Raw genomic sequence first — 25,015 nt, 5'->3', positions numbered from 1 at the left:
GCGAGCGGTGCGGGACAGGGCGAAGGCGACGGCACCGCCGCCTGGTTCGCCGGCCCACCGAGCATCATATGCAAACCATAATCGTTTTCAATAGAGTTTACTTGAAAATGATGTTCATGTAGCCTGCCGGGCATGGCTCATGGCGAAGAAGTCGGACTCATCACATACCTGCAGGTCAACAGGGCTTTTCTGGCCCCTGTCATCGAGCGGGCCGTCGCCCGGCTCGGACTGGGCGACCGACGGCGCGTACTCGACGTAGGCACCGGGGCCGGCGGCGGCCTCGTCGCACTGGCCCGTGCCACCGGCCCCGCGGGCCGCGTCCTCGCCGTGGACCGCAGCGAGGACGCCCTCGCACTCGCGCGCCGCCACGCCGCCACGGAGGGCGTCATCGACCGGGTGCGGTTCGAGGCTGCGGACCTCCTCACGGTCGCCTCTCAGGCCGCCGCAGGAGAACGGTTCGATGCGATCTGGGCCGGCGACGTCATCTGGCCGGGCAACGTCCCGGCCCCGCAGCGGGCCGTCGCACAACTGGCTGACGCGCTGGCTCCCGGCGGCGTCCTGGCGCTCTTCACCAGCAACTACTACAACGCCACGTTCCTGCCCGGACACCCCAGGCTGGAACGCCAGTTGATGACCGCTTCCGAGCTGAACTGGGGCATCCCCGCAGACGGCCCGGACCACTACGCCCGGCACGTGCACTGGATGCACGACGCCGGACTCACCGACGTGCGGCTCCACGTCCTGCCACGGACCGGTTTCCCCGTCGACCAAGACCCCACCGTACGGGCCTACCTGGAGAGCATTGTGTGGCCCGAGCTACTGGGAGCTGCACGGACGAAGGGACGGGAAGCAGGCATGAGCAGCGAGGACCTCGAGCTCGCTGAGGCGCTGCTACGACCCGGCGGCCCGAAGTACATCGCGGACGAGCCGGGCTACTACCTGGTGCACCCGGCACTGCTGGTCACCGGCACCCGTTGAACCGGCACAACGGCCACGAGCCCACCACCCGGCTGGACGAACAGACCCACGGCGACCGGCCGACCCACGTGACGCGCACCGCGCCGCCCCCTCATCAGAGCGCCGCCCCCTGCGCGCACCGGGGAGGAGACGCGCGGCCGAACCAGACGGCAGCGGAGCTGCACGCCCACATCGACGCACTCGACGAGACCATCATCACCCTGGTCCGCCTGCGAACCGACGCCTGCATCACGCTGGCTGCACAACGCCGGGCAGCAGGGTTGCCCGCCGTCGAACTCGCGCGCGAGAACGCCGTCCTGGCGCGCTACCACGCCGCCTTCGGCCGCAGCGGCTCCGCCCTCGGCCTTCTGCTCACCCAACGAGGCCAGCAGCGCCCCCCTGAGAGCGTGTTTGAGATGGGTTCAGATGGTGCGGCATAGGGGTTTGTGGCCGGTGCGTGTGGCGGGGCCAGTGCGGGTGAGGCGGCAGTCAGGCACCTGAGAGTCGGGAAGGTGAGCGAGGCAGATGGGAACGGCTGGCGCGGGACGCGCCCATCGGCTGCGTGGGGAAGCAAGGCCTTCGGCCCCTGGTGGTCGGCGGGCTGCAGGCTGCGAGGTCGGCCGCCCGCTCGGAGCCGTGGAAGTGGGAGGTGCCCGCAATCGTGCGGGCTGTCGGCAGGCGTCGCGGCGTGCAGTTGCCCGTGGTGATCGCTGCGCACTGGAACCAGCGTCTGAAGTACTGGCTCGGGTACGGTCCTGTGATCGACGACCTATGCAAGTCCGGTGTCATCGCTCTCGCCGCCGACGTGGTCTGTCTTCTGCGCCGCGAGAACGCAGGCATCCTCCATCTCGTGCTTTGCGCTCTTTGGTGCCAGCGCCACCGCCGGCCAGCGATGACTGGGCGGGCGACGCTCGGCGGTGTGCCTGTCCTCGATGGGTGGGTGGGTCCCGTGCGCCCCTCGGAGGGGACACCTGCCCTTTTCAGTGGCGTGCCGCGTCCGCGGCGAAGGAGCTGACCCAGGCGAGGGCCGAGTTCCAGTTGATGGTTATCTCGTTGACGGACCAGGCTTCGATGTTGTCGACGTAGCAGAGCTGGGGTGCGCAGCCGTGGAGCCAGGAGGCGGCCAGGGGGTCTTGGAGGCTGGAGTTGGGGCCTCCTGAGACGGAACCGACGGGTGGGTTGGGCAGGGTGGCGTCTAGGGATCTGGCGTACCAGCGGCTGTGTTGGTTCTTGGAGTCGTTGGTGCCGTATCCGGTGATGTAGGACTGTCCGAGGCCGTTGCGGCCCATGAGGTAGTCGAAGGCTTCGAAGACGGCGTCCGCGTATTTGGTCTCGCCGGTCAGGTCGTAGGCGGTGGCCAGGACGACTTGGTTGTTGAGCATGGAGGCGTTGGAGCCCCAGTCGTATTTGCCGGTGGTCGGGGTGTAGGCCTGGCCGAAGCGTTCGGCTTGTTGGAAGGCGATCAGTCGGTCGGCTGCCCGGCTGACCCAGGTTCTGATGTCGTTTTGTTCGGAGAGATCGTTGCCGAAGCGGGCGAGGTCGAGCTGGGCGAGCGCGGCTACGGAGCCCCAGTAGAACCCGTTGTGGTTGAAGGCAGCCCCGGCCTTGTGGTAGCGGCTGGCCCGCACGGCGTCGAGGTACTTGTCGCTCTTGGTGGTGAGGTAGAGCTGTGCTGAGGCCCAGTAGATCTCGTCGCTGACGTCGTCGTCTGCGTAGGGGCCGCCGCCTGCTCGGTCCTCCCGTGGTGCGTGCAGTCCCTGGTTGCGCTCGGCGGCGCTGTAGGCGCGTATGGCAGCGGTCTCCAGTTCTTCGGCGAAGTCGGGGTCGATCTCGGCGAAGATGCGGGAGCCCTGTGCGGCTACGGCGGCGAGGTTGAGGGTGGCGGCGGTGGAGGGTCGGTGGAGCTGGCGCTTCTTGGGGTCTTGGTGGGGCAGCATGGGTGGGCCGGTCCAGGACTCGTCGTGGACCTTGTGGTGGACCATGCCGGAGAGGGGCTTATCGGAGGGCACCTGCATCTTGAGCATGAACTCCAGGTTCCAGCGGGCTTCGTCGAGGATGTCGGGGACACCGTTGCCTCGCTCGGGGATGGCGAGGGTGGAGTCGCCCAGTCGGGCCTGGGTGCCTTCGGCGACTGCCCGCTCCCAGGCGGAGAGGAGCTGGTAGGTGGCGATGCCTCCGTTGACCACGTACTTGCCGTGGTCTCCGGCGTCGTACCAGCCACCGGTGACGTCGAGGGTGTAGTCGCAGGTCCAGTTGTCCATGTAGGACTTCGGGGTTTGGCAGGGGACGCGGGTGTCACCACCGCCTGGGGAGGAGGCAACGTGCCCGGCGGGCCGGGCGTATTCCGGGCCGGCGATGGCGCCGTCAATGGCGATTCCGCTGCGGTTGGGGTAGAAGAACCTCATGGAGTCGACTCGGAGGGCGTCGTACAGATCTGCTCTGATGTCGAAGGGGTAGCTCTTCTCGCCGTCGACAACCAGTTCGAAGCGCCCGGTGTTCCGCACGTCGCTGAAGTCGAGTGCGTGCACTCTCGCGCCCACTGATCCGTCGTGGCCCGCGGGGGTGGTGCGGCCGGTGGCGACGGTGCTGCCGCCTACTCGGCGTAGGGCCCACGGGAGCCGGCCGGTGTCGGGGGTGATCACGGTGGCGCGTTTGGGGCCGTCGGGGAGGTAGCCGTGCTGGTTGACCTTGATGGCTGGGCCGGTGTCTGCCGATGGTTCGTATGGGTCGCCGTTGAGGGAGACGTCGTCCATGCAGAACCTGTACGACTCGCTCGAACCACCGAGGCGGAACTGCAGCTGTGACAGAACGTAGGAGTCGGAGAAGTCGATGTCGAACGTGTATTCGTATTGGCGCCAGCTCGTGGTGAGAGTTGGGTACTTGGCCAGGTAGGTTTCGTTTCGGGGATTGTCGAAGGGCGCCACCTGGAGTGCGATGTTGGCCCCGTTGTCAGCCCTGGCGCGGAACTTGAGCGTGTATGAGCCGCCGCGCGGCAGGTAGATGCTGTTGTGCCCGATGATGACGTCCCAGGGCCGCGCCGAGGCGGGAGCTGTCACGCAGAAGGCCCCGCTCTCGATGTCGGGGGTCATCCCGGCATTCACCCACCAGGGCCGGTCCGTCTCGGAGAAGTCGCCGTTGGGTAGGAGTCGCTCGGTCAGCTGGGGCCGAGGCTGTCCGCCGGTGTAGGAGGGCAGAGCGCCGGTCGGTAGCTGGCCGCTGGGAGGCCCACTGACGTCCTCTCCGTCCTCCGGTGCGGTGCCGCCCATTCCCGGAGTGTCCCCGTGGTAGACGTACCTGTTCAGCTCCCGGACAGCGGAGATCGGATCGCCGTCCTTGTACTGGTCGATGGCGAGGAAGTTCGGCTTCTTGCGAGCTGCCGGCATGCACACGTTCTCGGCGCGCTCGGCGAGTTGCTCGTTGTCGGCCCTGGCGACAGGGGCTATCGGCACGTCGCGGAAGTGGTTCATCACGAAGAGCCGCCGGAAGTTCTCCTCCTCCTTCAGGAGAGGGAGGGAGTGCGGTTCCTCGCCCCACCGGCTGTGGCATTCCCAGCTCTCGCCCACCACGCCCCGAGTCATTGACCAGTGGTTCTCCACCGTCCAGTCCCGCTGGCTCATGAAGCCGAGCTCGTTCTTCGCGTTCCCGGAGTTCGAGGCTGCCGCGTCGTGGGTGAACAGCAGCAGCCGCTTGTCGGCGGCGACCATCGAACTGATGGTGGGCCAACCGTGGTCGCGCACGCCTTCCGCGTCAGGGCGGAAGACCTTGTCGGCCAGGGGCTTACCGGGCCCCAGCAGGTCCTTCAGTTCCTCGTTGAGCTGGGAGGCGGTGGTGTAGTCCTCCAGGAAGACGGTCACCACCGCTTCTCGGTCTTCCTCGAGGAACTCGGCGATGTCCTCGAAGAACAAGGCACCTGGACGCGCGACGGGGCAGTTGCCGACCGCGGTGATGTCGTGACAGAAGCGCACCCCGCCGTTGCTGAAGTGCGCGTCCAGCATCAACCCGCGCACCCCGGCCCGTAGCTGAGTACTCACCCGATGCGGCTGGTTAGGCGCGAAGAGGATCGGGACGTCCTGATCCTCCGTGTTGTGCATGGCGTTGTGCGCCGTCAGAAACGTCATATCGTCGAACCTGGGGTCGGACGGCATGGCATGGCGTACCGGAGCAACCGAGGTGAGGTACCAGGACTGGTGGGGGATGTTGTTCTCGGTGATCTTGACCTGCATGTGGGAGTCGATGACCGGCTCACCCCACAACCTGCGCCCGGTCCCCGGTACGTAGATCCGGTACTTCTCCCCCGCTTCGTGTCGCAGCTCCCAGTCGGTGCCGTCCGAACTGCAGGACCGCAAGACGAGCCGTGCATCGCCTTCCGGGTTGTCCCTCTCGGTCAGGCACGCCCCGTCGCGGCCGGTGTTCCGAATCTTGTAGGTGCCGTTCGTGTTGCGGCTGAACCTCCACTCCTGGGCGCCGTCGCCACCGGGCCGGCGGGTGGAGACCCAGTCGCCAGAGCCTGACATGTTGTAGCCGCTGACAGCGTTCTGGAGATGGAACGTGCCGCTCTCGGAGGGGCGTGGGGTGTCGGTAGCGCCTGAAGCGGGCCCGGTGAGCATGGTCAGAACCAGTGCCACTGCCATGCACCAGACCGTGCTCGTGCGTCTCGCACGCACAGGAGAACTCCCTACTGTCGAAGGAACTGGGCGCCCTCACGCCCGGCGCGCGAGACTGACACACCTTGATCACATCCACATGAACCACGAGCCTTTTTCAGCCTCCCCTCACATAGAGCACGACAAGCACACAAAGAACGCGGGGTGCGACGCTGCAGCGGACCTCCGGCTCCGCTCCGCGACAGGCACGATTCACGTGCAGGCCGCGCCCCGAAGACGAGGGACGCCGGGCCGGATACTGCGGGCCGCCCAGGCCCGGGCAGACGCGGCGGGCTGATGGGCACGCACGATCGCGGCGTCGCCCGAGGCGGCCCACCCGCGGTCCTCGTCCGCGTCGGCCTGGCCACCAGTGCGGTGAACACCCGCTCCCAGGTGCCGCGGACGACCCACATCCGCAGCCATAGACAGCTCCGGCGCATACCGGCCGCTCTTCTCCGGCAGGTGCACCGACACAGTGCCGGCCCGGAACGTAAAGGCGATCGCATCGACCACCTCACGATGGTCACTCCAGCAGCCACCCCGCTCCGGCACCCGGTCCTAGAGCAGCGGTTCGATCCGCGCCCACTGCGCGTCAGCAACGGCACAGCCGGACCAAGGGCCACCTGACCCAAACGAAACTGCCTAGTCGGCTCGCCGGTCGTGAAGGACGTGAGCGCCCGCCCCGGCCAGGCACGTCGCTACCACTCCAGGCACCGGCGGCGTGTCTGCCTCGGAGCACGTCGGCGTGGACCGGGCCATGCCGCGGCCTCCGCAACGGAGGCGCGGCACGGCGTGCTGGAGCTGGTGGCAGGAGGTGGGGACATCATCGCCGAGCAGACCGAATCGCTCGGCCCCAATACGCCTCGACGGCCACGGCCTGAGCCTTGGTGCTCTGGTGCTTGCCCTTACCCGTACTGCCCGTGGCCCCGTACGTCCCGCGGCCCTCGTGGGCGCGGCCCGGGGCGGCCCCGTGGGGTGGCATGCGTGAGGGCCGCACAGTGGAAACCGTGCGGCCCTCAGCCAACGTCTGAACCCTGGAGGTGTGGCCTGTCCCCTTGCGAGGACTACCAGGGACGATCCCAGGGTCTTCGTCGCTGACTATACCTATGATTGCCCCACGATGCACAGCACGCCTTTTGCCGACCTCGAGCCGTCCGACGGCAAAGCCCTCATCGAGCTCATCAGCCCCGACAGGATGAGCCCCTACCTGGCTGCCTGCGGCGGCGATGCCACCGCCGCGCTCGCGCTGTACCGGTGGAACAGCAACATCTCCGCGGCGTTCTTCGAACCGATCGGGCACCTGGAGATCATGCTGCGCAACGCGCTGGACGCCCAGCTCGTGGCCCGCCAGGAGCGCCGCGGCCGGGCTACCGAGTGGTACATCGACCAGCAGGTGCCCCTCAGCAGCAGGGCCCGTGCCGATATCGCCCAAGCCCGGGATCGCGCCGGTCGAGGCGGCACCTCGGCCACGCCGCGTGGGAAAGTCATCGCAGAGCTGAGCTTCGGGTTCTGGCGCTTTCTGCTGGCCCGCCAGTACAAGACCACCCTGTGGCCCGACCTCGCAGGCGCTTTCCCTTACGCCCCCAATCGTGCCGTGACCACGGTGGAGGACCCGATCAAGCGGCTGCACACGTTCCGCAACCGCATCGCGCACCACGAGGGAATCTGGCACATGCCGCTCGAAGACCGCCGGAACGATATTCATGCGGTACTCGGCTTCATCACACCGCTCGCCGCAACGTGGGTCGCCGACACCTCCCGCATCAACGACATCCTGGCCCGCCGCCCCTGACACCCGCCCGCGGCCGGTGTACGGGGCGCGGCCGGTTCACGGCGCGCCTGCACCATTTCAGTACGGGGCCGACTCGGCGGCGGGCGTCAGTAGTGGCTCACAGTTCACGGATCGCCACCCGGTCGGCCTTGGCTGGGGGACGGGGCTGCCGGTCCGGGTCGGCCCCGCGGCATACCGCGGGGGGCGGCGGTCAGGGACCGGAAGGCTGCGGTTGCGCCAATGACGATCGTTGAGGTCAGCGCTTGGTGGAGGCGTTGCGCGGTAGGCCGCCGGCCAACAGCAAGGCAAGGGCAGTGGTGGTGGCGTAGAGGTCGACCGCGGTGGCGGTGGGCGGAGAGGAGTTGGAGGAGGGTGAGGGGGCGTGGTGGTCGGCGCGTCAGGCCAGGCGCTGGAGAGTGCGGGGAGGCGGCGATCCCAGGCGTCTGGTTGCGGCCGCGCCGCCCGTGTCACCTCAGGGGCAAGGTCGGCCCCGCAGGGTCGTGTGGGGCGCTCCCGCCGCATTTCTCGGGGGAGGGTGAGGCGGGTTGGGACACCGAGGCGTAGGTATGTGTCCGGGGCCGGCGCCCGGCGGCCCCGACAAACTCAACGCGCGGCGGGGCGAGAGGTCACGGCCGGTCTGCGGGGCAACCCACCCACGCCGACCGCCCCTGGACGAGTCCTTGAGCTGATTCCAACCTGCCTGGCGGGTAATGCGGTTGGGCTGACAACGTGGTGAAGCCGCTGGTGGACGGGGTCACGACCAAGATTCCCTCGCCCCACCAGAGGCTTCGTGTGCTTGTCTACCCGTCAGGGCTGGACGTGTCCAGCTCTGCCCTGCGCCTGCTGTCGACCGAGCTACGCCGACGCCGGGTGGAAATCGGAACCCGCTGGCGACGCCTGAACACGGGCGCCGGTCCCTGCTCACCCTCGCCCACCTCCGCAACGCCCCGCCCCTACGCCCAGCTCGCGCCGGATTCGGCATCGGAACCACGACCGCCTACCGGTACATCGCCGAGGCCGTGGAGGCCATGGCCGCTCTCGCTCCGAGCCTCGCCGAGGCGGCACGGACTGCCTCAGCGAGAGCGTTCGTGCTACTGGACGGCACGCTCCTGCCGATCGACCGCATCGCCACGAACCGGCCGTTCTACTCCGGAAAGCACAAGAAGCACGGGATGAACGTGCAGGTCCTCGCCGATCCCTACGGCCGGCTGCTGTGGGCCTCACCCGCTCTACCCGGCGCTGTCCACGACCTCCGCGCAGCTCGCGAACACGGCATCGTCGACACCCTCACCGAGGCAGGTATCGCGTGCTGGGCCGACAAGGGATACCGAGGCGCCGGCGGCACAGTACGCACCCCGTACTGGGGACGGTGGGACACCCTCTCCGCAGGCCAGCAGGCGGTCAACCGGTCCCACGCGAAGAGCCTCGCACTCGTCGAACAGGCCGTCGCCACCCTCAAGTCCTGGCGACTCCTCCGGAAGCTGCGGTGCTCAACCACCCGCATCACCGCCCTCGTCCAAGCCGTCCTCACCCTGCATCTGGCCAGCTCAACAGCATGATGAAACCGCTCCTTGCCGGGAGCTGACACCGCAGCCCGGGAACCTGCTGTTGCGTCGCTCCGCTCGTTTCGACTTCAACACCTGCCCGATCACGGGACGAGGCACGTTTGCCCCCGACGTCACCGGTCCGTTCGGGTCGGTCGACAACGTCCTGCACAGGGGGCGCCCCCGGGTGCCGGTAAGAGCTCGTAACACGATCTTGTGATGTGGGGCTGGTGGGCGTGACCGGGGTGGCGGTTTGGCCGTTCGTGTTGGTGTGGGTGACAAGCCGTGGATCGTGTCGGATGAACTGTGGGCCCGGATGGAGCCGTTGCTGCCGCGGTGGCCGGAGCGGTCGCCGGGTCCGAGACCGCTGGATGACCGGCTGTGCCTGCAGGGCATCTTGTTCGTGCTCTACAACGACATCCGCTGGCATCACCTGCCGCCTGAACTGGGCTTCGGTTCCGGGCAGACGTGCTGGCGGCGGCTGGGGCGGTGGCAGGAGGCCGGGGTCTTCGACCAGCTGCACCGTCTGCTGCTGGCCGAACTGCACGCCGCAGGTGAGCTGGAGTGGTCCCGGGCCTGCGTGGACGCCTCCCACATCCGGGCGAAAAAGGGGGCGCCGGGACCGGCCCGTCGCCGGTCGACCGGGGGAAGAGGGGCAGTAAACACCACCTGATCTGCGACGGGAACGGCACACCACTGAAGGTGATCACCACCGGCGGCAACGTCAACGACGTCACCCAGACCCTCGCCCTCGTGGACGGCATCCCACCCGTCGCCGGCCGACCCGGCCGCCCCCGCAAACGACCCGACGCGCTCCTCGGCGACAAGGGCTACGACAGCAACCCCAACCGCCGCGAACTGCGAAAACGCCGCATCCTCCCGGTCATCTCCCGCAAAGGCCAGGCAGACATCCACGGCCCGGGCAAGCTCCGCTACGTCGTCGAGCAGACCTTCGCCCTCCTCCACCACTTCAAGCGCCTGGCAACCCGATGGGAACGCCGACTCGAACTCCACGACGCACTCGTCTCCCTAAGGCCTGTCCCGTAAGTGCAGGTCAGCGGTGAGATGATCTTGCGGTGGCTGGTGTGATCACGGCGTCGGAGCCGTCCTGGATAGTCCCGTTCGCTGGGCTGAGCCCGCGGCAGTTCGGCAAGCTGGTCACCGCGCTGCGACGCGAAGGGGCGGACCCGGTGCGCAGGGGCCGGCCGTGGAGCCTGCCGTTGGAGGACCGGGTGCTGCTGGTCGCCGCCTACTGGCGGACCAACCTCACCCTGCGGCAGCTCGCCCCGTTGTTCGGCATCTCCAAGTCCGCCGCCGACCGCATCGTCGACCACCTCGGACCGGCCCTGGCCCTGCAGCCGCGCAAACGGTTCCGCAAGGACACCGTACTCATCGTCGACGGCACCCTGGTGCCCACCCGCGACCACACCGTCGCCGAGCAGTCGAAGAACTACCGCTACTCCACCAACCACCAGGTCGTCATCGACGCCGATACCCGGCTGGTCGTCGCCGTCGGCCGGCCGCTACCCGGCAACCGCAACGACTGCAAGGCCTGGGAACTGTCCGGCCCCAAGGCCGCCGTCGGCCGCGCCACCGTCATCGCCGACGGCGGCTACCGCGGCACCGGCCTGCTCATCCCGCACCGCCGTGACCCCGGCCAGACCGAACTGCCCGCCTGGAAGCAGGAGCACAACGCCTCGCACCGCCAGGTACGCGCCCGCGTCGAGCACACCTTCGCGCGCATGAAGACCTGGAAGATCCTCCGCGACTGCCGCCTGAAAGGCGACGGCGTCCACCACGCCATGCTCGGCATCGCTCGCCTACACAACCTCACCCTCACCGGCTGACCGGCGTACAACCAGGTCAGCCAGCACGCTCGACATCATTTACGGGACAACTTTTAGCCTGCTCACTCATCTGCTTCAGGCGCCTGAAGAACACCACCCCATGATCGTGTTACGAGCTCTAAGACGGTCGTCGTCGAGAGCCAGGAGATGACGGTGATGCTTGGGATATGGCGCGCGAGCACCCGCACCCGAAGGTCGGCCTCTCCGAGGAGCAGCGGGCTGTCTTGGAGGAGCTGGGGGTGTGGACCGCCGCGGTCACCAGGAGGGACCGTGGCAGGGCCGCGGTGGTGGGAGCGCTCGACCGGGCCCGTTGCTTTGGCGCGATGTGGCGTGACGCCGGAAGTCCCGGGGAAAGGGCGTCTCCGGTGTCGCGGGCCATAGCCCACCGTGCATGACGCCGGCGTTGTGGACGACGGCGTCGTAGGGCCCCAGTTCCTCGGCCTGCTCGGCCAGGTCGCGCACCTGCCGGAGTTCGGCGAGGTCGCCTACCACTGCGGACGCCCCGCGGTCCAGCAGGTTCTGGACGGCAGCCAGCCGCGCTCGGGTGCGGGCGTGCACGACCACGTGATGGCCTTGGTCCAGGAGAGCCGTGGCAGTGCTGCGCCCCAGCCCTTCGGTCGATCCGGTGACGAGGACGGCAACCATAAGGGTCTCCCCCGGTTGGTGGGTGATGGGCTCAGGCGAAGGTGGCGGCGTCGATGACGAATCGGTACCGCACGTCGGAGGCCAGGACCCGCTCGTAGGCCTCGTTGATCTGCGAGGCGCCGATCAGCTCGGTCTCCGGCACGATGCCGTGCTCGGCACAGAAGTCCAGCATCTCCTGCGTGACAGGGATACCACCGTTGGCCGAGCCCGCGATGGAACGCCGGAACGCCAGCAGGGACATGGCGTCCACCTGCCCCGGCTCGGTCGGGGCGCCCAGGATGACCAGGGTGCCGTCCACGTCGAGCAGGTTCACGTACTTGCCGTGGTCCAGACCAGCCGAGACGGTGTTGAGGATCAGGTCGAACCGGCCCGCGAGCGTCTCGAAGGTGGCCTCGTCCTCGGTGGCGTAGTAGTGGTCCGCGCCGAGCGTGAGGCCGTCGTCCTTCTTGGCCAGCGTGCGCGACAGGACGGTGACCTGGCCCACAACGCTCTCGGCAGGGCCCTGTACGCCCCCGTCTTCACCAGCGGCACCGCCGCCAGGCACGGGCGGGCCAACATAGCCCGCTACACCTTCCTCGACCCCGGGGCCCAGGACTTCTTCACCGACTGGGACACCGCCTACGCCTCCACCGCCGCACTGCTACGCGCCGAGGCCGGGCGCCGGCCGCACGACCGCGCCCTGCGCGAACTCATCGGCGACCTGTCCACACTCAGCACCACCTTCCGCACCGTCTGGGCCTCCCACGACGTGCGCATCCACCACGACGGCACCAAGAAGCTGCACCATCCCGAAGCCGGCCGGCTGGAGCTCATCTACCAGTCGCTGACACTTCCCCTGCACCACCGGGACGGCGACGGAATGACCCTGTACACCGCCGCACCCGGCAGCGCCGCCGAGGACCAGCTCAGGCTCCTGGGCATCTGGACCGCCGCGCCCGCAGACCACAAGAGCACCCACCCGACAGAAGCACCACAGGACAGCCCGCCGCCCGCCACTTCCGGCTGACGCACCCCCGCCCCCAACACTTCACGGCCCCCCGCAAGGCCGGCGGGCGACCGCGGCCCACACCGTCGGCGCAGCGCAGCCGGCGGCGGTACGCACGCGGAGGTGCCGTCGGACAGTTCTCTTCAACGCCCGAAGCCTCGGAGCACTCAGCGCCTGCGCGACCCGCCGGCCTCACGGCGATCTACCGGGGCTGGAACGCCCCTGAGCACAGGAACCTGGCAACACCCGCGAGCCCAGCGCCTGAGTCGCTCAGCACCGACGCCCTCGGCGCGGAGGTCGGCTGGAGCGTGCCATCCGCCGGGATTCCCTGATCTTGGGCAGCGGGCGCTCCGCTGCCCAAGACGGCGCGTGGGGGGGGCGGGGCCGGGCGTCGGGCCAGGCGCTACGCCGCGCATTCCTCGGACTGGTCGGTGATGACCCAACCTCGGGTGGTGCGTTCCATGTCGATCGTGCCGCAGTCGCCACCGTCGACGTAGGTGACGAACAAGGTCGCAGTGGTGTGGGTCTCCGAGACGATCTCGACGGTCACTTCATCGCTGACGCCGAAGGCCCGGTACATCTCGGCAGTCGCCTCGGTGAGTTCCTCGCAGCCGCTGACCGGGGGATAGCCGTTCGCCTCCATCTCGGCAAGCATCTTCTCGACCAGCTCGTCGGTGAGGTAGCCGCAGGCCAGCTCGGCGTCCGGGAGACGTGAGGCCGTCAGCCACGAACGGTACGCCTCCTCGGGGGTCTCCCACGCGTCCGGCCCGCCCGCCTGGTCCGCCCCGTCGCTCTCCGCTCCGTCATCTTCCGCGGCGTCGGTCTCCCCCTCGTCCTCGCTCTCCACTGCGGGACTGCCCTGCCCCTGCCCCGGGTTCTGCGGCTCCTCCGGGGCCGCGGCTTCACCGGAGGAGCCGCAGCCGGTGAGTACGAGCGAGAGGAGAAGAGTGGGAAATATGGTTCGGCGAAGCATCTCAGGGCCCCCGGGTCCTGTCGGCGGATCAGTCGCTCTCAAACTACAAGGCTCTGCCCCCGGGGCGCGCCCGCCTGCGAACAGCGGGCGGGCCCGGCCGGTGCCGCCGACCTTCGGGTCAGCCGCAGCACTCGGCGCGCTCGTCCTCGGTCATCTCCGGGTGTGTTGGGTCTTGTTGGTGTGGCGGTAAGTGAGGTGCGGGGCGGTGAGCCACTGCACCTGGTCCGCCGTGCCGGTCTTGACGACCCCCAGGCCTCGGAGGACGTCCGCGCGCAACGGTGCGCTGGACCCGGCGGAGTGGGCGGCCCCGTTTCCGGGGCTACCTCGACCTCGCCGTGCTCCTGGTCACCGTGGTGGGTGTCGACCGGTCGTGGCCCGTCGACCGCGACGGCCAGATCCCGGTCCGCACGAACCGGCACTCGGTCCCCATCCGGCTGATCGGCAAGCGGGTGAGGGTCATCCTTCACGCCTCTCACCTGGTGGTTTACGATCAGAATGTGGAGGTGGCCCGGCACGAGCGGCTGATCGCCAAAGGGGTCGTCCGCCTGGACCTGGACCACTGTCTGGAGGTCCTGGTCCGCAAGCCTGGCGCATTCCCCGGCTCGACCGCTCTCGAACAGGCCCGCTCGGCGGGCAAGTTCACCCCGATACACGACGCCTGGTGGACCCAGGCCATGGAGATCCACGGCGAGCGGGGCGACACCCGCGCACTCTCATCGAGATGCTGCTGCTCGGAGTCCACATGACGCACGAGCATGGTGTCGCCGGCCTGGCCGCTGCTCTGCGGGCGGGGCCATGACCGCGGACGTGGTCGCGCTGGAGGCCCGCAAGGCCGCTCAGGCCGAGACCGAGCCCGCACCGGACGCCCAGGGCCTCGGTCAGCCGCCGGCGACGGTGACGTCCCCGGTCGACAGCAGGCGCACAGCAGAACTGGACACACCCAGCCCGGACGGGTAGACAAGCACACGAAGCCTCTGGTGGGCGAGGGAATCTTGGTCGTGAACCCGTCTACCAGGGGCTTCACCACGTTGTCAGCTCAACCGCACTACCCGCCAGGCAGGTTGGAATCAGCTCAGTGACCCTGACCCGCCAGCGAGGCTTGACCGAGCAGGCCGCCGACGCCGCCATCGACAGCGCCTGCCGGCTCCTGCGACTGCCGTCGATCCGCAACGAGTTCTCCGACATCGCCGACCGGGCGGTGAAGGATCAGATGACCTACCGGGGCTTCCTCGCCGAACTGCTGATGACCGAGTGCGACGACCGGTCCCGCCGCCGTTCGGAGAGGCGGATCAAGGCGGCCGGATTCCCGGGGGAGAAGTCCCTGCGGCCCTTCGATCGACGCGAACCCCAACATCGACGCAGCCACCATCCGCACCCTCGCCAGCTGCGAATGGATCAAGAAGAGCCAGCCGCTCCGCCCGATCGGAGACTCCGGCACCGGCACGTCCCCCATGCTCATCGCCCTGGGCACCGAAGCAGCCATGAAGGGCTACCGCGTCCGCTACACGCTGGCCACGAAGCTCGTGAACGAACTGGTCGAAGCGGCGGACGAGAAGCAGCTGAACAAGACCATCGCCCGCTACGGCCGTGTCGACCTCCTCTGCATCGACGAGCTCGGCTACACGGAACTGGACCGCCGCGGCGCCGAGCTCCTCTTCCAGGTGCTGACGGAACGCGAGGAGAAGAACAGCGTCGCCACCGCCTCGAACGAGTCCTTGGCGGCTGGACCAAGACCTTCACCGACCCCCGCCTCTGCGCGGCCATCGTGGATCGCCTCACCTTCAACGGCACCATCATCGAGACCGGCACCGACTCCTACCGCCTCGCCAGCACCCGAGCCCGGGCCGAGGAACCCGCCAAGGCCGGCTGAGTTCGGTGGTTGCCGATCTTGACGTGCCGGACGAGCGTGAAGTCAGATGCGGTGTCGAGTTCGTCATCAGAAGCGGTACCGCCGCATAGGGGTTTGGTGTGTTCCTAGCGAAAGAGGATGCTTTCGATCCTGAGGAGATGCTCAGCCTCTACGACTCGGTCGGCTGGGAGGGCTACACCAAAGACGTCGACAAGCTCTGCCGCGGCCTGCTGAACTCACACCTCGTCATCACGGCACGAGACGGTTCAGGAACGCTCCTCGGACTGGCCCGGACCATCTCTGACGACGAGCACATCTGCTACGTCCAGGACGTCGTGGTCAACCCCAAGTATCACAGGCAGGGCATCGGCCGGGCCTTGATCGAGGACCTCATGCCGCGCTACTCGCACTGCCGCTTCTTCCTCCTGTCCACGGACCACGAGGCGTCACCGGAGGGCAAGCGCAGCCACGCGTTCTACCGGAGTCTGGGCTTCCTGTCCTACGAGGAAAAGGAGATGGCGGGCTTCGGACTGCCCAGGAACCGCCCAGACCTGCGTGACATGGCGCCGTGAACCAATTCATACGCGGCCTGAACCGCCCCCGGTCTTCTTCCGGTCGACCTCTGCCACTACTCCCGCCTTCGACGGCCAGCCGCCCTGACGGGCGGCTGGCCCCCCCGCATCCCCAGACACGACAGCACCGTCATTTCTCATCGACATCCGCGAGCTGGAGGATCACCAACCGCCTCCAGAACCGGTCGACAAACGCTGTTCCCAGAGACCAACGAAGCCAGCGGCCAGGCCGAGCGGGCCGTGCCGGACCCCGCAGGGGCTCGCGGCACGCTGCTGACGAGTCCCAGGACCGCCACCGATCGCCGCGGCCGAGCAGAGTAGTCAGTTGCACAGCTCCGCTCGGCGGTCACCTACGCAGGCGACCTCAGGTAGTAGACGCATCCGGCGACAACCGGGAGCATCGGCACGGCGCTCAGCAGAGCCGTTCTCCACTGGCCCAGAGCGAGGGTCGTCACGAGCAGGCATGCCGTCATCACGAGGAATCCCAGCATGACGATGCGGAGCCCACGCCCCGGCTGCCATCTCCTCTGCTCTACTCACGCTGCCCTCCGGAGCGGACCCGGTCCGACCAGTGAGGAAGGGAGCCGCGGCTCGGGCGCGCGGGGCGCGTCACGCGGAGCCGGGACGCGGTCGGATCAAGCCCTGGCGGGGCAGTGGGAGCGACCCTGCGCGGGCCGGGGACCGCCACCGGCGGTGGGCCGTCCCCTCCGCGGGCCGCGTGGCGGGCGGGTCAGCCCGCGCGGGTGGAGTCGAACCGGCGCCGGGCCTCCTCGATGTGGTCCAGATAGGTGCGGGTCCAGGCGCACATGCCGTTGACCGTGGCGCGAAGCGCCTGGCCGGCCTCGGTGAGGCGGTACTCGACACGTGGCGGCACCACGGGATGCACGGTCCGGTCCACCAGTCCGTCCCGTTCCAGGTGTCGCAGCGTCTGGGCCAGCATCTTGTGACTGATGCCTCCGACCTGCTTCTGCAGCTCGGTGAAGCGCAGGGTGCGGTCGGCCAGGACGTTGATGAGCAGCAACGCCCACTTGTTGGCGACTCCCGCGAAGATTTCTCGGGCCAGCGAGTCGGCGCGGGTGAGGTCGGTGTCGGCCGGGTCGCGTGCCGGGTTGTCGGTTACCACGGGGTGCCCTTCTCACGGAAAGGTGCGTTCTTCCAGGTGGGAGCTTACTCTCCTAAGGTTAGTCCGTATCTGCTGGATACCGATCCGGACCGAACGTCCCCTGGAGTCACCGTGATCCTCAAGACCTACGCGCGCCTGTGGGCCGACGACATGAGCGCGACCCTCCCCCTGCTGGAGCGGCTGACGGGGTCGCGCCCGGATCTGCGGTTCGCTTTCGGCGCGATCGAACTCGCGGCCATCGGGGACTTCCTGGTCGTCGCCGGGCCGGCCGAGGAACGGGCCCGGTACGCGCATGCCACGGCCACGGTGGTTGTCCCGGACCTGGATCAGACGCGTGCGGCGCTGGAGGAAGCGGGTGCCCAGATCACCACGGAGGAGGCGACCAGTGCCACCGGCCGCTTTCTCTACGCACGCCATCGTGGCGGAGCCGAGGCCGAGTACGTGGAGTGGAAGCCGGAGGTGCTGCGTCAGGTGCTCGGGGCGTAGCGGTCGGCGGTGCGTCCCGGCGGCTGCCCGCGGGCCGCGGACGGACCGTGCGTCGGGGGCATGGGCGTCGTGGACGCACCAGCCGCTGCGGGCGGCGCGCCGGGCCCGGCCGGGTTCCCGGGTGCCGCGTGGCGCACCGACGGCGCGGGCGTTGTCACGGCCTGTTCACGACACCCGCGCCCTCACGGGTGTGGGGCCGCGGGTAGCCGGGGGCACACTGTCAGGGGCGGGCAGCGGTCGCGGCGGGAGGGCCACATGGAGAGCTTTCGGATCGAGAGGGCCGGCCCCGCTGCCACCGGGTGGCCGCTCTCCCAGGTCTGCCCCCCTGAGCGCCTGCGGGCGGCGCCCCCCGAACCGGCCCGTGGCGAGGCCCGCCGGTGGGAGAGCGAGGACTTCTCCTACGCCGAGTTGTCGCTGGACGGCGCGGTCGACCTGGCGGTCGACGCGGTGCCGAACCGGGTCGGCTTCCTCGCGGTCCACGCGGGGGCCTTCACCGACACGACCGGCGGTCGTCACGACACCTACCGGGCCGGTTCGGCGGTCCTGGTCACCGACTGCGCGGTGCCGCGGAGCGGAACCGCGCGGGAGATGGAGGCGACGGTGGCGACGTTCGACCCCGTGCTGCTCGGCGGGGACGCCCTCTCCGGCACGGACGACACGGTGCCGGCGGCCGGGCCCGGGGCGGCGGTCCCCGAGGTGGGTCGGCAGGTCTCCGCCGCCCTGGACCATCTTCGACACGTCGTCCTCGCGGGGCCGGAGAGCGACCCGCTGTCGGCGGTCACCGGGATCAGACACCTGGCCGCGGTGCTCGGCACCGCCCTGCCCCGGCCCGGGACCCCGCGCAGCGAGACGGCGGACACCGAGACCCTGCGACGGGCGATGCGGTTCATCGAGGACAACGCCGAGCGACCGATCGGCCTGTCCCACATCGCCGGTGCGGCCCTCGTCACACCGCGGGCCGTGCAGTACGCGTTCCAGCGCCACCTCGACACCACGCCGCTGGGATACCTGCGACAGGTGCGAGTCGACCGCGCCCACCAGGAGCTGCGGGCCGCCGACCCGCGGAACGCCGATGTCACGACGGTCGCGGCGCGGTGGGGGTTCACCCACCCGGGGCGGTTCGCCGCCGCCTACCGGCTCACCTACGGCTTCCCGCCCTCGTCCACCCTGCGGCGGCAGCCTCCCCCGGACACCGTCGACTGACGCACGGGCTCGGCGTCGACCGTCAACAGGACGGCACGCATCGTCAAGCCTCCAGGCCGTCCGGGGCGGACGGAAGAGCAGCCAGGGCCGCGGCCAGGGTAGGCGCGACGGCGAAGAGGCCGGCGGCACCCGTGGTGGCCAGGCGCCGCTCGAAGGCGGGCCCGAGGGGACCGACCAGAAGGACCTGGCACTGCGCGCGGGCCGCCAGCAACAGCCGCAGCAGCGTGCTGTCGCCGAAGGTCAGCGCGGCGAGGTCCACGATCAGCGGGGCACCGCCGGCCAGCGCGTGGTCGAAGTGCGCCTCCAGGCCGACGGCCTGCCCGTCGGCGCGACCGCGGAGCACCAGGACGTGCGCGGCCGGGTTGCGGAACGGGACGGATATGACGACGAGGTTGCCGCCGGGGTTCTCCACGCCCCCACCGTGACAGACCTCGGCGCCCCGCCCCGCCGGGGCCGCGTGCTTCCGGCAGCCAGGCCGACGCGAGCCACGCAGGCTGCGACTCGTCCGGCCGACCGGGCAGTTGCGGACCGGGCGGCAGGGCTGCCGCCGGTCCGAGGGTGCCGCGCTTCGTGTCCTCGGAGCATCGGCCGCGACAGCCGTTCCGCCCTCGGCGGTGCCCGTTGGTACGTGCGCTCGCCCACATCGAGCCTGCCCGGGACCCCGGAGGTCGCTTCGCTCCCCCGGCCCGCCTCGACGCGTCCCGTGTCGCACGCCGCGCTCGCCCCCAAGGACCGGGCACCAGAAGCAATGGGCGGCGGATCACACCGCAGCGGTCCGCCGGGTGGAGGCCGAGCACGGAGCCGTGGGCATCCTGGTCAACAACGCGGCCTACGCGTATCCAGGCGGCCTGCGAGAGGACCGACCCGGACGAGGGACGCCGGATGTTCGAGACGAACTTCTTCGGCCTGTGCCGCCTGTCGCAGCTCGTGGTTCCCGCCATGCGGCGGGACAACGCCGGACGCATCGTCAACGTGACGTCGATGGGTGCGCACTTCTCCCTCCCCGGGGCCGGTTTCCTCCACGCCTCCAAGTGGACCTGGACTACCTGTCCGACGGCGAGACCGTCGTCTGCGGGAGGGCCAAGGACGTCATCATCATCGGGGGCCGCAACATCTACCCATCGACATCGAGAACGCAGCCTCCTCGGTCGAGGGGGGTACGTGCCGGCAACACGGCGGCCGTCAGGCTGGAAGCCGGCTCGGAGCGGGAGCGATTCGCCGTCCTGGCGGAGTCCCGGCACGCGGGGGGCGCCGAGCAGGAGCGGCTGCTGCGCGGGCTCATCACCAGCCGCGTGGTGGACTCGCTGGGCGTTCGGCCGGCCTCGGTCCACATCCTCGGCCCCAGCACGCTCCCGAAGACCTCCTCCGGCAAGCTGCGCAGGTCCGCCGCCGACCGGTTGCTCGACCCCGGACGCCCGGCGCAACCGCGGGGAGCCTGACGCACCGCCGGAGGCCGGGCTGTCGCGTCGTCAGGGGCCGCCCGGCCCGGACCACCGGACTCCTGTGGTCCGGCCACGGGTGACAGGGAGACGACCCGGTCGGGCTCTTCGCCGAGGGCGGCGTTGTCGCCCCGGACGTCGAACGCTCGGGCGCGGAGGACGACGGGCTGACGAGGTGGAGCGCCACACGTGCTCCCCGGTCGGCGACCGCGCAGCCGGTCACGGGGGCGGTCGGCCGGGTGAGTGAGGGCCGATCAGGGAGTCTCCGCGCGACGAGGCGACGGCCGGTTTCGCCACGGCCCGGTGCGGGGACATCTGCAGCCCACCCGCTCTGCTAAACCGGTTCCATGACCGATCCACTTCCGGACGTGCCGCCCGGCGATCCCCGACCACCCGCGCTGTGCCGTCTGTGCGGACGCCGGCTCACCACCACCCTCGCCCGTCAGTGGCAGCTCGGCGAAGGCTGCCGCGCCAAGCTGCACATCCGTGAGGCGCCGACGCCTCGTCCGGTGGACATCCGTCAGGACGCGCTGCCGGGTCTGTGACGGGACTGTCAGTGGCTGCTGCGACCATCCCGGTATGGAGCGACGTGTCTACGGCAGCGACCACGACGAGGCCGCCCCCGAAGCGGGTCGGCGGTACGTCGAGCTGTGCGCCGGCCCACTTGACGGCCTGCTGCTCGACATCACCGGTCGCGAGCCGGCCGACCTCGCCGACGGTGCGGCGCTCACCACCGAGATCGGCCAGTACGGGTCCGGCGGTCGCGCGCACTACCGGCCGCGCGCGGGCGCACCGGAGCTGTGGGACTGGGCCGGGGACAGTCCGTAGCCGGTGATCGCGCCGCGGCCTGCCTCCGGCTGCGACCGGCCGGGGCGAGCGGCGTGCGGGGGGCGGGGTGCAGCAGGGCCCGCATGTCCCCGCCCGGAACAGGCGCTCTCTGATATTCTGAATCCATGCGACTCATGACGGCTTCCGAGGCGTCGCGGAACTTCGCGAGCGTCCTCGACAGGGCGGAACACGGAGAGACCATCGTGATCACCCGAGGTGGACGACGACTCGCGCTGATAGGGCCGGCCCCCGTCGCCAACGGCGGGGACTTCGCCGACGCGCTCACGGCTTTCCGCGCCCGCCACCCGGAGGACGACCCCGCGTACGCGGACGACGTCCTCGGCTCCCGCGACCTGCTGATGCAGGACGACCCGTGGAACGACTGATCCTCGACACCGGCATCCTGATCGAGGCGGAGCGCGGCAGGCTCGACCTCGGTCACCTCAGCCGCAACGCGGATCTCGCCATAGCCGCCGTCACCGGCGCGGAGCTCCTGACGGGCGTGGAGCGCGCCGAAGCACCGCAGCTGCGACAGCGGCGGCAGGAGTTCGCCGACCTGGTCTTCGCGGTGATCCCCGTCGAGGACTACACGCTCGACATCGCCCGTGCCCACGCCCGGCTGCTCGCCCACGTCCGGAGCGAGGGACGGCCGCGCGGCGCCCATGACCTGATCATCGCCGCCACCGCGGCGGGTACCGCCCGTGCGGTCATGACCACCGACGGCAAGGCGGGTTTCGACGACCTCCCGGGTGTCGCCGTCGCCTGAGGCCCCTCCTGCACTGTCGGTCGCGAGCCGGAGGGCGGCCCTCGAAGCGGGACGAGGCGCGCAGCGGCCACCCCACCCCCACCCCGGCTGCCGCGTACGCACGCCTTCCCGGGGGCTGGTGCCGGGGCGGGGCACACCATGCCGCTCGTTGGGTAGGCGCGCTCCATGGACGACGACGTGGCGGTGCTGGCGCTGGAGGCGGGCAGCGTCCGCATGCAGATGACCGCCGGCGGCCTGACCGCCGACGCGGGCGACGCGGTGGCTCTGCGCTCGGTGCGGCGGGCGTGTGCCACGGCCCGCCGCACCCCTGCCCTGCACGAGCAGTTCGGCGAGTACCTCGCACTGGAACTGCGACTCGCGGCCCGCTGCTCGGGCCCCGACCCCGCCCGGAGGCCGGTCGGCACCGTGGTGCGTCACGCCGCCGAACTGATAGAGGCCGGGAGGAACCTTCACACAGTGCTCCACGCGCTGGCCCCGCTCGTCGAGCTCGCCCCTCGGGACGACACGGCCTGACCTGCCGCCGCTCCGGGCGGATCGCACCGCCGCGTCGCCGCCCGGGACGGTCGCGCGCACACGGGACCTCCCGCAGCGCCGAGCCGGACACCGCACCACTCGACGCGTGCCGCGGTGGCCACCGGAGTGAGACGCCCTCGGGCCGACCGGCCCGTCAGTGGTGCGCTCGCGGGACCATGACGACGCGGAGGAACGCCGCCACGGGGGTGACCGCTGTCAGGCGGTGCTCGGACTCGCCGTCGAGCGTACCGGAGTGCCCCTCGGTGACCACCGACTCCCGCTCGCCGGTGGCGACCCGCACGCTTCCCTCCAGCACGTGGAGCATGGAGTCGGGCGCACCGGCCGTCGCCCCCACGGAGTGGACCTCGTCACCGACGAGGCGCAGGCGCCACAGTTCGACGGAGAGGTCCCGCGTCTCGACGGCCCGGAGCAGGTAGGCCCAGCTGTCGGCCGGCGTCGACCAGATCTGCACTCCCGAGGGCGGCGCGTGGTCGACGACGCCGAGGAGGCCGGGAAAGGTCGTCCCGAGCGCCGCGGCGACCTTGTCCACGGTCCCGATGCTGGGATTGGCCTGCCCGAGCTCGATATGCGTCAGCATGCGGCGGCTGACGCCGCTGACCTCCGCCAGCCGGGACAGGCTCATGCCGGTCGCTTCGCGGAGCGCGCGGATACGGCGGCCGATGTCCCGCGCGACGCCCGGGTCCAGCTTCTCGGTCACTCCTCCTCCTGGAGATCCACCACCCGAATGGGCAATATAGTGCGCACCGTGGCATTGATGGCCGTCGGTCCGTCGGTCAGGGACCTGTTCGGCGTGAAGGGGCAGCATGACGCAGCGCAACGATACGGGGGCCGATCCGACGGTCCGTGGGCGGCCTGTCACAGCGGGCCGTTCCGGGCTCGTCCGCTGGCTGGCGGGTTACGGAACCTTCGGGGTGCCGCAGGCGGCGGCACCCATCGCGTTCGCTCTCCTGGCGCTGCCGCTGACCGGCTCCGCCTCCCACGGTGCGGCGCTGGTCGCGGCGATGACGACCGCGCAGGTGGTCGCGGCGCTGCCCCTGTCGCGGCTCGGCGTGCGGTTCGACGCGGTCGGCTACCTGCGGGTGCTGATCGTCGTCCGCACCCTCGGCCTGGTGCTCGTCGCCGCCCTGGCGTCGGCCGGGGCACCCTTCGCTCTGGTGATGGCCGCGGCTGCGTCGGCCGGTGCCGTGAACGGGGCCGCGTACGGGTACCTGCGCCTGCTGCTGAACCACGTCGCCGCACCCGACAAGCTGCCTCGGGCGCTGGGGATCGCGGCCACGCTGAACGAGGCGACGTTCGCCGCGGCCCCCGTCGTCGCGTCGGTGGCCGGGTCGTTCTCACCCGCGGGGGCCGTGGCGGGCCTCGCGGTCACGGGGATGGCCCCGGTCCTCCTGATCCCGCGGACAACGGGGGTGCACGCCCCGCCACCGGCCGGCGTGCCGTCGGCGCGGTTCGGCGCACCCGTGTACCTGTGGCTCTTCTGCACGGCCTCGGTCGCGGGGGCTGTGGCCGCCGTCGAGGTGGGGGCGGTGTCCCTCGCGCTGCGGTACGGCCTGGAGGCGGGCTGGGGGTTCGTCTTCGCCCTGGCACTGTGTCTGGGGTCGATCTCGGGCGGGGTGTGGGTCAGCGTCCGTAACCGGATGCCGGACCGGCCCCAGGTGCTGGCGTTCCTGGGGGCCACCACCCTCGGTGCGGCCACCGTGGCTGCCCAGGGGCCGATCTGGCTGACGCTGCTCGGTGCGACGGCAGTGGGGTTCTTCCTGCCACCGCTCGGTACCTACTTCTCCCTGGTCCTCGACCGATTGGCGCCCGAACACCGCCGCGCGGAGGTGTTCGCCTTCATGCGCACCGCCAACGCACTGGGGGTCATCGCCGTGAGCGGACTGCTCGCCGTCACCGGGACGACGATCGCGCTGGGCGGTGGCGCCCTGGTCATGGGGGTCGCCACGCTGCTCGTCGCCGTCACGTCCCTGGTCGGGGCGAGGCGGCGGGGGCCGGACCCGGGCCCGGGCGACTGAACCCGGCGCGCTTCGGATTCGGTGGTCCGCCCGGCGAGGTCTCACTCCCGGAGGTGGGGTTCCCACTCGACACCCGAGGTGTAGGAGTACTGGGTCGTCCCGCCCGACGCGCTGGTCCGGAACGGGGCGCCCCCGTCGTCGACCCGGACCGTGCCGCTGCGGCCTCCACTGGACCACTCCAGAGTCAGGTCCCAGGCGACGTCGTGACCGGCGGTCAGCGCGGTGACGAAGAGCACCTCGGGGTCGGACTCCTCGACGGTGAAGGGGAACCCTTGCTGCTCCTCCCCCGGGTCGAGCACCGGGTTGGCACTGTCCAGGTCGACACTGAGCGGCCTGGGATGGACCGTGCCACCGCAGCCGTAGCGGGCCAGCGCGTACTCGTCCCAGGTCAGCGGGGTCGACCGCTCGACCACCCTGACGTGCGCGGCCTCCAGCACGACGGTGTCGGCGCCCGTTCCCTGCACGGTGAGACCGACGCGCTGCTCGTCGGCGGGAACGGCCTCGTGGCCGCGGACCCAGTCGGTGACGTCGCCCCCTTCGGGCGGCGGGGCGACGGACGTGGGAGGCCGGTCGACCAGCAGCCGCTGGTCGCAGGGATGCTCGTAGGCGTACGGGCGGACATGGACGGTGAACGGCGCCTCGTCACCGACCAGGTCGCCGTCGGGCGCGTTCTCACCCGGCCGGGCATCCGAGGCGGACGAACCGCCGCCGCTCCCCGCGCCGCCGATCCACGTGGACGCGATCGCCGCCGCCACGGCGACCGCCGCGAGGGCGGCGGCCACGCGCGTCGCTCTCCACACGCGGGCGGGTCGGTCCGGCGCGCGCCGCCCGGTGC

General features: G+C 70.3%; 24 protein-coding genes and 5 pseudogenes. 21 read left to right on the top strand and 8 right to left on the bottom strand.

What is annotated here, in order from left to right:
• The first annotated feature begins 132 nt into the window (after positions 1-132).
• On the top strand, positions 133-978 hold the full coding sequence (locus HCJ92_RS02535) for an SAM-dependent methyltransferase (protein WP_167931716.1): 846 nt from the start codon (positions 133-135) through the stop codon (positions 976-978).
• Positions 975-1,397: a chorismate mutase family protein gene (locus HCJ92_RS24610; RefSeq protein ID WP_245240501.1), complete on the top strand. Its 423-nt coding sequence runs from the start codon at positions 975-977 to the stop codon at positions 1,395-1,397. Before HCJ92_RS02535 ends, HCJ92_RS24610 begins: the two co-directional genes overlap by 4 nt.
• Before the next feature lie 540 nt (positions 1,398-1,937).
• Here HCJ92_RS24610 and HCJ92_RS02525 read toward each other — a convergent pair.
• Complete coding sequence (locus tag HCJ92_RS02525; protein ID WP_167931715.1) at positions 1,938-5,588, bottom strand: glycoside hydrolase family 9 protein; 3,651 nt, start codon at positions 5,586-5,588, stop codon at positions 1,938-1,940.
• A gap of 1,132 nt (positions 5,589-6,720) precedes the next feature.
• Between HCJ92_RS02525 and HCJ92_RS02520 the strand changes: the two genes are divergently transcribed.
• From HCJ92_RS02520 to HCJ92_RS02505, 4 genes and pseudogenes are all read left to right on the top strand, one after another.
• Positions 6,721-7,392: an Abi family protein gene (locus HCJ92_RS02520; RefSeq protein WP_167931714.1), complete on the top strand. Its 672-nt coding sequence runs from the start codon at positions 6,721-6,723 to the stop codon at positions 7,390-7,392.
• A 771-nt stretch (positions 7,393-8,163) separates the two neighbouring features.
• Positions 8,164-8,930 (top strand): annotated as a pseudogene (locus HCJ92_RS02515) (transposase family protein).
• Between the two features lie 301 nt (positions 8,931-9,231).
• Positions 9,232-9,962 (top strand): IS5 family transposase gene (locus tag HCJ92_RS02510; protein WP_420824660.1). Its coding sequence is split into 2 segments (ribosomal slippage): positions 9,232-9,520 and positions 9,520-9,962, totalling 732 coding nucleotides; the frame shifts between segments, so codons are not numbered across the junction.
• Between the two features lie 29 nt (positions 9,963-9,991).
• Entirely contained in the window at positions 9,992-10,762 is a 771-nt protein-coding gene (locus HCJ92_RS02505) for a transposase (protein WP_167931713.1), read from the top strand.
• Between the two features lie 255 nt (positions 10,763-11,017).
• On the opposite strand, the gene HCJ92_RS02500 is transcribed toward HCJ92_RS02505, so the two are convergent.
• Both HCJ92_RS02500 and HCJ92_RS02495 read right to left on the bottom strand, forming a co-directional pair.
• On the bottom strand, positions 11,018-11,407 hold the full coding sequence (locus HCJ92_RS02500; protein WP_167931712.1) for an SDR family NAD(P)-dependent oxidoreductase: 390 nt from the start codon (positions 11,405-11,407) through the stop codon (positions 11,018-11,020).
• A gap of 31 nt (positions 11,408-11,438) precedes the next feature.
• Positions 11,439-11,885 (bottom strand): annotated as a pseudogene (locus HCJ92_RS02495) (zinc-binding dehydrogenase); the annotation flags it as partial.
• Between HCJ92_RS02495 and HCJ92_RS02490 the strand changes: the two are divergent.
• Positions 11,820-12,413: an MmyB family transcriptional regulator gene (locus HCJ92_RS02490; protein ID WP_338053980.1), complete on the top strand. Its 594-nt coding sequence runs from the start codon at positions 11,820-11,822 to the stop codon at positions 12,411-12,413. The pseudogene HCJ92_RS02495 and the gene HCJ92_RS02490 overlap by 66 nt on opposite strands.
• 382 nt (positions 12,414-12,795) lie before the next feature.
• On the opposite strand, the gene HCJ92_RS02485 is transcribed toward HCJ92_RS02490, so the two are convergent.
• Entirely contained in the window at positions 12,796-13,365 is a 570-nt protein-coding gene (locus HCJ92_RS02485; RefSeq protein ID WP_167931711.1) for a hypothetical protein, read from the bottom strand.
• 278 nt (positions 13,366-13,643) lie between these two features.
• Between HCJ92_RS02485 and HCJ92_RS24605 the strand changes: the two genes are divergently transcribed.
• The 4 genes and pseudogenes from HCJ92_RS24605 to HCJ92_RS02470 all read left to right on the top strand — a co-directional run bounded on the left by HCJ92_RS24605 (position 13,644) and on the right by HCJ92_RS02470 (position 15,786).
• A complete protein-coding gene (locus tag HCJ92_RS24605; protein WP_245240499.1) occupies positions 13,644-14,111 on the top strand; it encodes a Mu transposase domain-containing protein in 468 nt (155 codons plus the stop codon).
• Between the two features lie 49 nt (positions 14,112-14,160).
• On the top strand, positions 14,161-14,322 hold the full coding sequence (locus HCJ92_RS24245; protein WP_209310634.1) for a hypothetical protein: 162 nt from the start codon (positions 14,161-14,163) through the stop codon (positions 14,320-14,322).
• Positions 14,323-14,440: 118 nt separating this feature from the next.
• Positions 14,441-15,235: pseudogene (gene istB, locus HCJ92_RS02475) on the top strand (IS21-like element helper ATPase IstB).
• 137 nt (positions 15,236-15,372) lie between these two features.
• Complete coding sequence (locus tag HCJ92_RS02470; RefSeq protein WP_167931710.1) at positions 15,373-15,786, top strand: GNAT family N-acetyltransferase; 414 nt, start codon at positions 15,373-15,375, stop codon at positions 15,784-15,786.
• 730 nt (positions 15,787-16,516) lie between these two features.
• Here HCJ92_RS02470 and HCJ92_RS02465 read toward each other — a convergent pair.
• The gene (locus HCJ92_RS02465) at positions 16,517-16,909 is read right to left on the bottom strand and encodes a winged helix-turn-helix transcriptional regulator (protein ID WP_167931709.1); all 393 of its coding nucleotides are present in this window, start codon (positions 16,907-16,909) and stop codon (positions 16,517-16,519) included.
• A 111-nt stretch (positions 16,910-17,020) separates the two neighbouring features.
• Here HCJ92_RS02465 and HCJ92_RS02460 point away from each other — a divergent pair, with 111 nt between their 5' ends.
• A complete protein-coding gene (locus HCJ92_RS02460) occupies positions 17,021-17,395 on the top strand; it encodes a VOC family protein (protein ID WP_167931708.1) in 375 nt (124 codons plus the stop codon).
• Between the two features lie 255 nt (positions 17,396-17,650).
• A complete protein-coding gene (locus HCJ92_RS02455) occupies positions 17,651-18,598 on the top strand; it encodes an AraC family transcriptional regulator (protein ID WP_167931707.1) in 948 nt (315 codons plus the stop codon).
• Between the two features lie 43 nt (positions 18,599-18,641).
• Here HCJ92_RS02455 and HCJ92_RS02450 read toward each other — a convergent pair whose 3' ends face one another.
• Complete coding sequence (locus HCJ92_RS02450; RefSeq protein ID WP_167931706.1) at positions 18,642-19,010, bottom strand: STAS domain-containing protein; 369 nt, start codon at positions 19,008-19,010, stop codon at positions 18,642-18,644.
• A 470-nt stretch (positions 19,011-19,480) separates the two neighbouring features.
• Here HCJ92_RS02450 and HCJ92_RS25735 point away from each other — a divergent pair.
• The 7 genes and pseudogenes from HCJ92_RS25735 to HCJ92_RS02415 form a co-directional block, all read left to right on the top strand.
• Positions 19,481-19,576: pseudogene (locus HCJ92_RS25735) on the top strand (SDR family NAD(P)-dependent oxidoreductase); the annotation flags it as partial.
• A gap of 53 nt (positions 19,577-19,629) precedes the next feature.
• A complete protein-coding gene (locus tag HCJ92_RS02440) occupies positions 19,630-20,037 on the top strand; it encodes a hypothetical protein (protein ID WP_167931705.1) in 408 nt (135 codons plus the stop codon).
• 347 nt (positions 20,038-20,384) lie between these two features.
• Positions 20,385-20,582, top strand: coding sequence for a DUF6011 domain-containing protein (locus tag HCJ92_RS02435; protein ID WP_167931704.1), 198 nt, complete (start codon positions 20,385-20,387; stop codon positions 20,580-20,582).
• A 34-nt stretch (positions 20,583-20,616) separates the two neighbouring features.
• The gene (locus HCJ92_RS02430; RefSeq protein ID WP_167931703.1) at positions 20,617-20,865 is read left to right on the top strand and encodes a hypothetical protein; all 249 of its coding nucleotides are present in this window, start codon (positions 20,617-20,619) and stop codon (positions 20,863-20,865) included.
• A gap of 125 nt (positions 20,866-20,990) precedes the next feature.
• The gene (locus tag HCJ92_RS02425) at positions 20,991-21,251 is read left to right on the top strand and encodes a type II toxin-antitoxin system Phd/YefM family antitoxin (protein ID WP_167931702.1); all 261 of its coding nucleotides are present in this window, start codon (positions 20,991-20,993) and stop codon (positions 21,249-21,251) included.
• A complete protein-coding gene (locus HCJ92_RS02420; protein ID WP_167931701.1) occupies positions 21,239-21,631 on the top strand; it encodes a PIN domain-containing protein in 393 nt (130 codons plus the stop codon). Before HCJ92_RS02425 ends, HCJ92_RS02420 begins: the two co-directional genes overlap by 13 nt.
• A gap of 165 nt (positions 21,632-21,796) precedes the next feature.
• A complete protein-coding gene (locus HCJ92_RS02415; RefSeq protein ID WP_167931700.1) occupies positions 21,797-22,144 on the top strand; it encodes a hypothetical protein in 348 nt (115 codons plus the stop codon).
• A gap of 154 nt (positions 22,145-22,298) precedes the next feature.
• Here the strand turns inward: HCJ92_RS02415 and HCJ92_RS02410 are convergent, their stop codons facing one another.
• Positions 22,299-22,862 carry a helix-turn-helix domain-containing protein gene (locus HCJ92_RS02410; RefSeq protein WP_167931699.1) on the bottom strand — a complete coding sequence of 188 codons (564 nt, stop codon included), beginning with the start codon at positions 22,860-22,862 and terminating at the stop codon, positions 22,299-22,301.
• Between the two features lie 106 nt (positions 22,863-22,968).
• Here HCJ92_RS02410 and HCJ92_RS02405 point away from each other — a divergent pair, with 106 nt between their 5' ends.
• The gene (locus HCJ92_RS02405; protein ID WP_167931698.1) at positions 22,969-24,180 is read left to right on the top strand and encodes an MFS transporter; all 1,212 of its coding nucleotides are present in this window, start codon (positions 22,969-22,971) and stop codon (positions 24,178-24,180) included.
• Positions 24,181-24,221: 41 nt separating this feature from the next.
• Here the strand turns inward: HCJ92_RS02405 and HCJ92_RS02400 are convergent.
• Positions 24,222-25,015, bottom strand: a pseudogene (locus tag HCJ92_RS02400) (hypothetical protein); the annotation flags it as partial.

The sequence above is a fragment of the Streptomyces spiramenti genome (assembly GCF_012034385.1).
Classification (GTDB): domain Bacteria; phylum Actinomycetota; class Actinomycetes; order Streptomycetales; family Streptomycetaceae; genus Streptomyces; species Streptomyces spiramenti.
The sequence above is the reverse complement of the archived record's forward strand: the minus strand, read 5'-3'. Positions and strand labels throughout refer to the sequence as shown.

What these genes read in the sequence shown, in the direction of transcription:
- HCJ92_RS02520 (WP_167931714.1), top strand. Translation starts at nt 6,721, where the DNA reads ATGCACAGCACGCCTTTTGCCGACCTCGAGCCGTCCGACGGCAAAGCC.
- HCJ92_RS02535 (WP_167931716.1), top strand. Translation starts at nt 133, where the DNA reads ATGGCTCATGGCGAAGAAGTCGGACTCATCACATACCTGCAGGTCAAC.
- HCJ92_RS02425 (WP_167931702.1), top strand. Translation starts at nt 20,991, where the DNA reads ATGCGACTCATGACGGCTTCCGAGGCGTCGCGGAACTTCGCGAGCGTC.
- HCJ92_RS02435 (WP_167931704.1), top strand. Translation starts at nt 20,385, where the DNA reads ATGACCGATCCACTTCCGGACGTGCCGCCCGGCGATCCCCGACCACCC.
- HCJ92_RS02455 (WP_167931707.1), top strand. Translation starts at nt 17,651, where the DNA reads ATGGAGAGCTTTCGGATCGAGAGGGCCGGCCCCGCTGCCACCGGGTGG.
- HCJ92_RS02470 (WP_167931710.1), top strand. Translation starts at nt 15,373, where the DNA reads ATGCTCAGCCTCTACGACTCGGTCGGCTGGGAGGGCTACACCAAAGAC.
- HCJ92_RS02525 (WP_167931715.1), bottom strand. Translation starts at nt 5,588, where the DNA reads ATGGCAGTGGCACTGGTTCTGACCATGCTCACCGGGCCCGCTTCAGGC.
- HCJ92_RS02485 (WP_167931711.1), bottom strand. Translation starts at nt 13,365, where the DNA reads ATGCTTCGCCGAACCATATTTCCCACTCTTCTCCTCTCGCTCGTACTC.
- HCJ92_RS02430 (WP_167931703.1), top strand. Translation starts at nt 20,617, where the DNA reads ATGGAGCGACGTGTCTACGGCAGCGACCACGACGAGGCCGCCCCCGAA.
- HCJ92_RS02405 (WP_167931698.1), top strand. Translation starts at nt 22,969, where the DNA reads ATGACGCAGCGCAACGATACGGGGGCCGATCCGACGGTCCGTGGGCGG.
- HCJ92_RS02500 (WP_167931712.1), bottom strand. Translation starts at nt 11,407, where the DNA reads ATGGTTGCCGTCCTCGTCACCGGATCGACCGAAGGGCTGGGGCGCAGC.
- HCJ92_RS02415 (WP_167931700.1), top strand. Translation starts at nt 21,797, where the DNA reads ATGGACGACGACGTGGCGGTGCTGGCGCTGGAGGCGGGCAGCGTCCGC.
- HCJ92_RS24245 (WP_209310634.1), top strand. Translation starts at nt 14,161, where the DNA reads ATGACCGCGGACGTGGTCGCGCTGGAGGCCCGCAAGGCCGCTCAGGCC.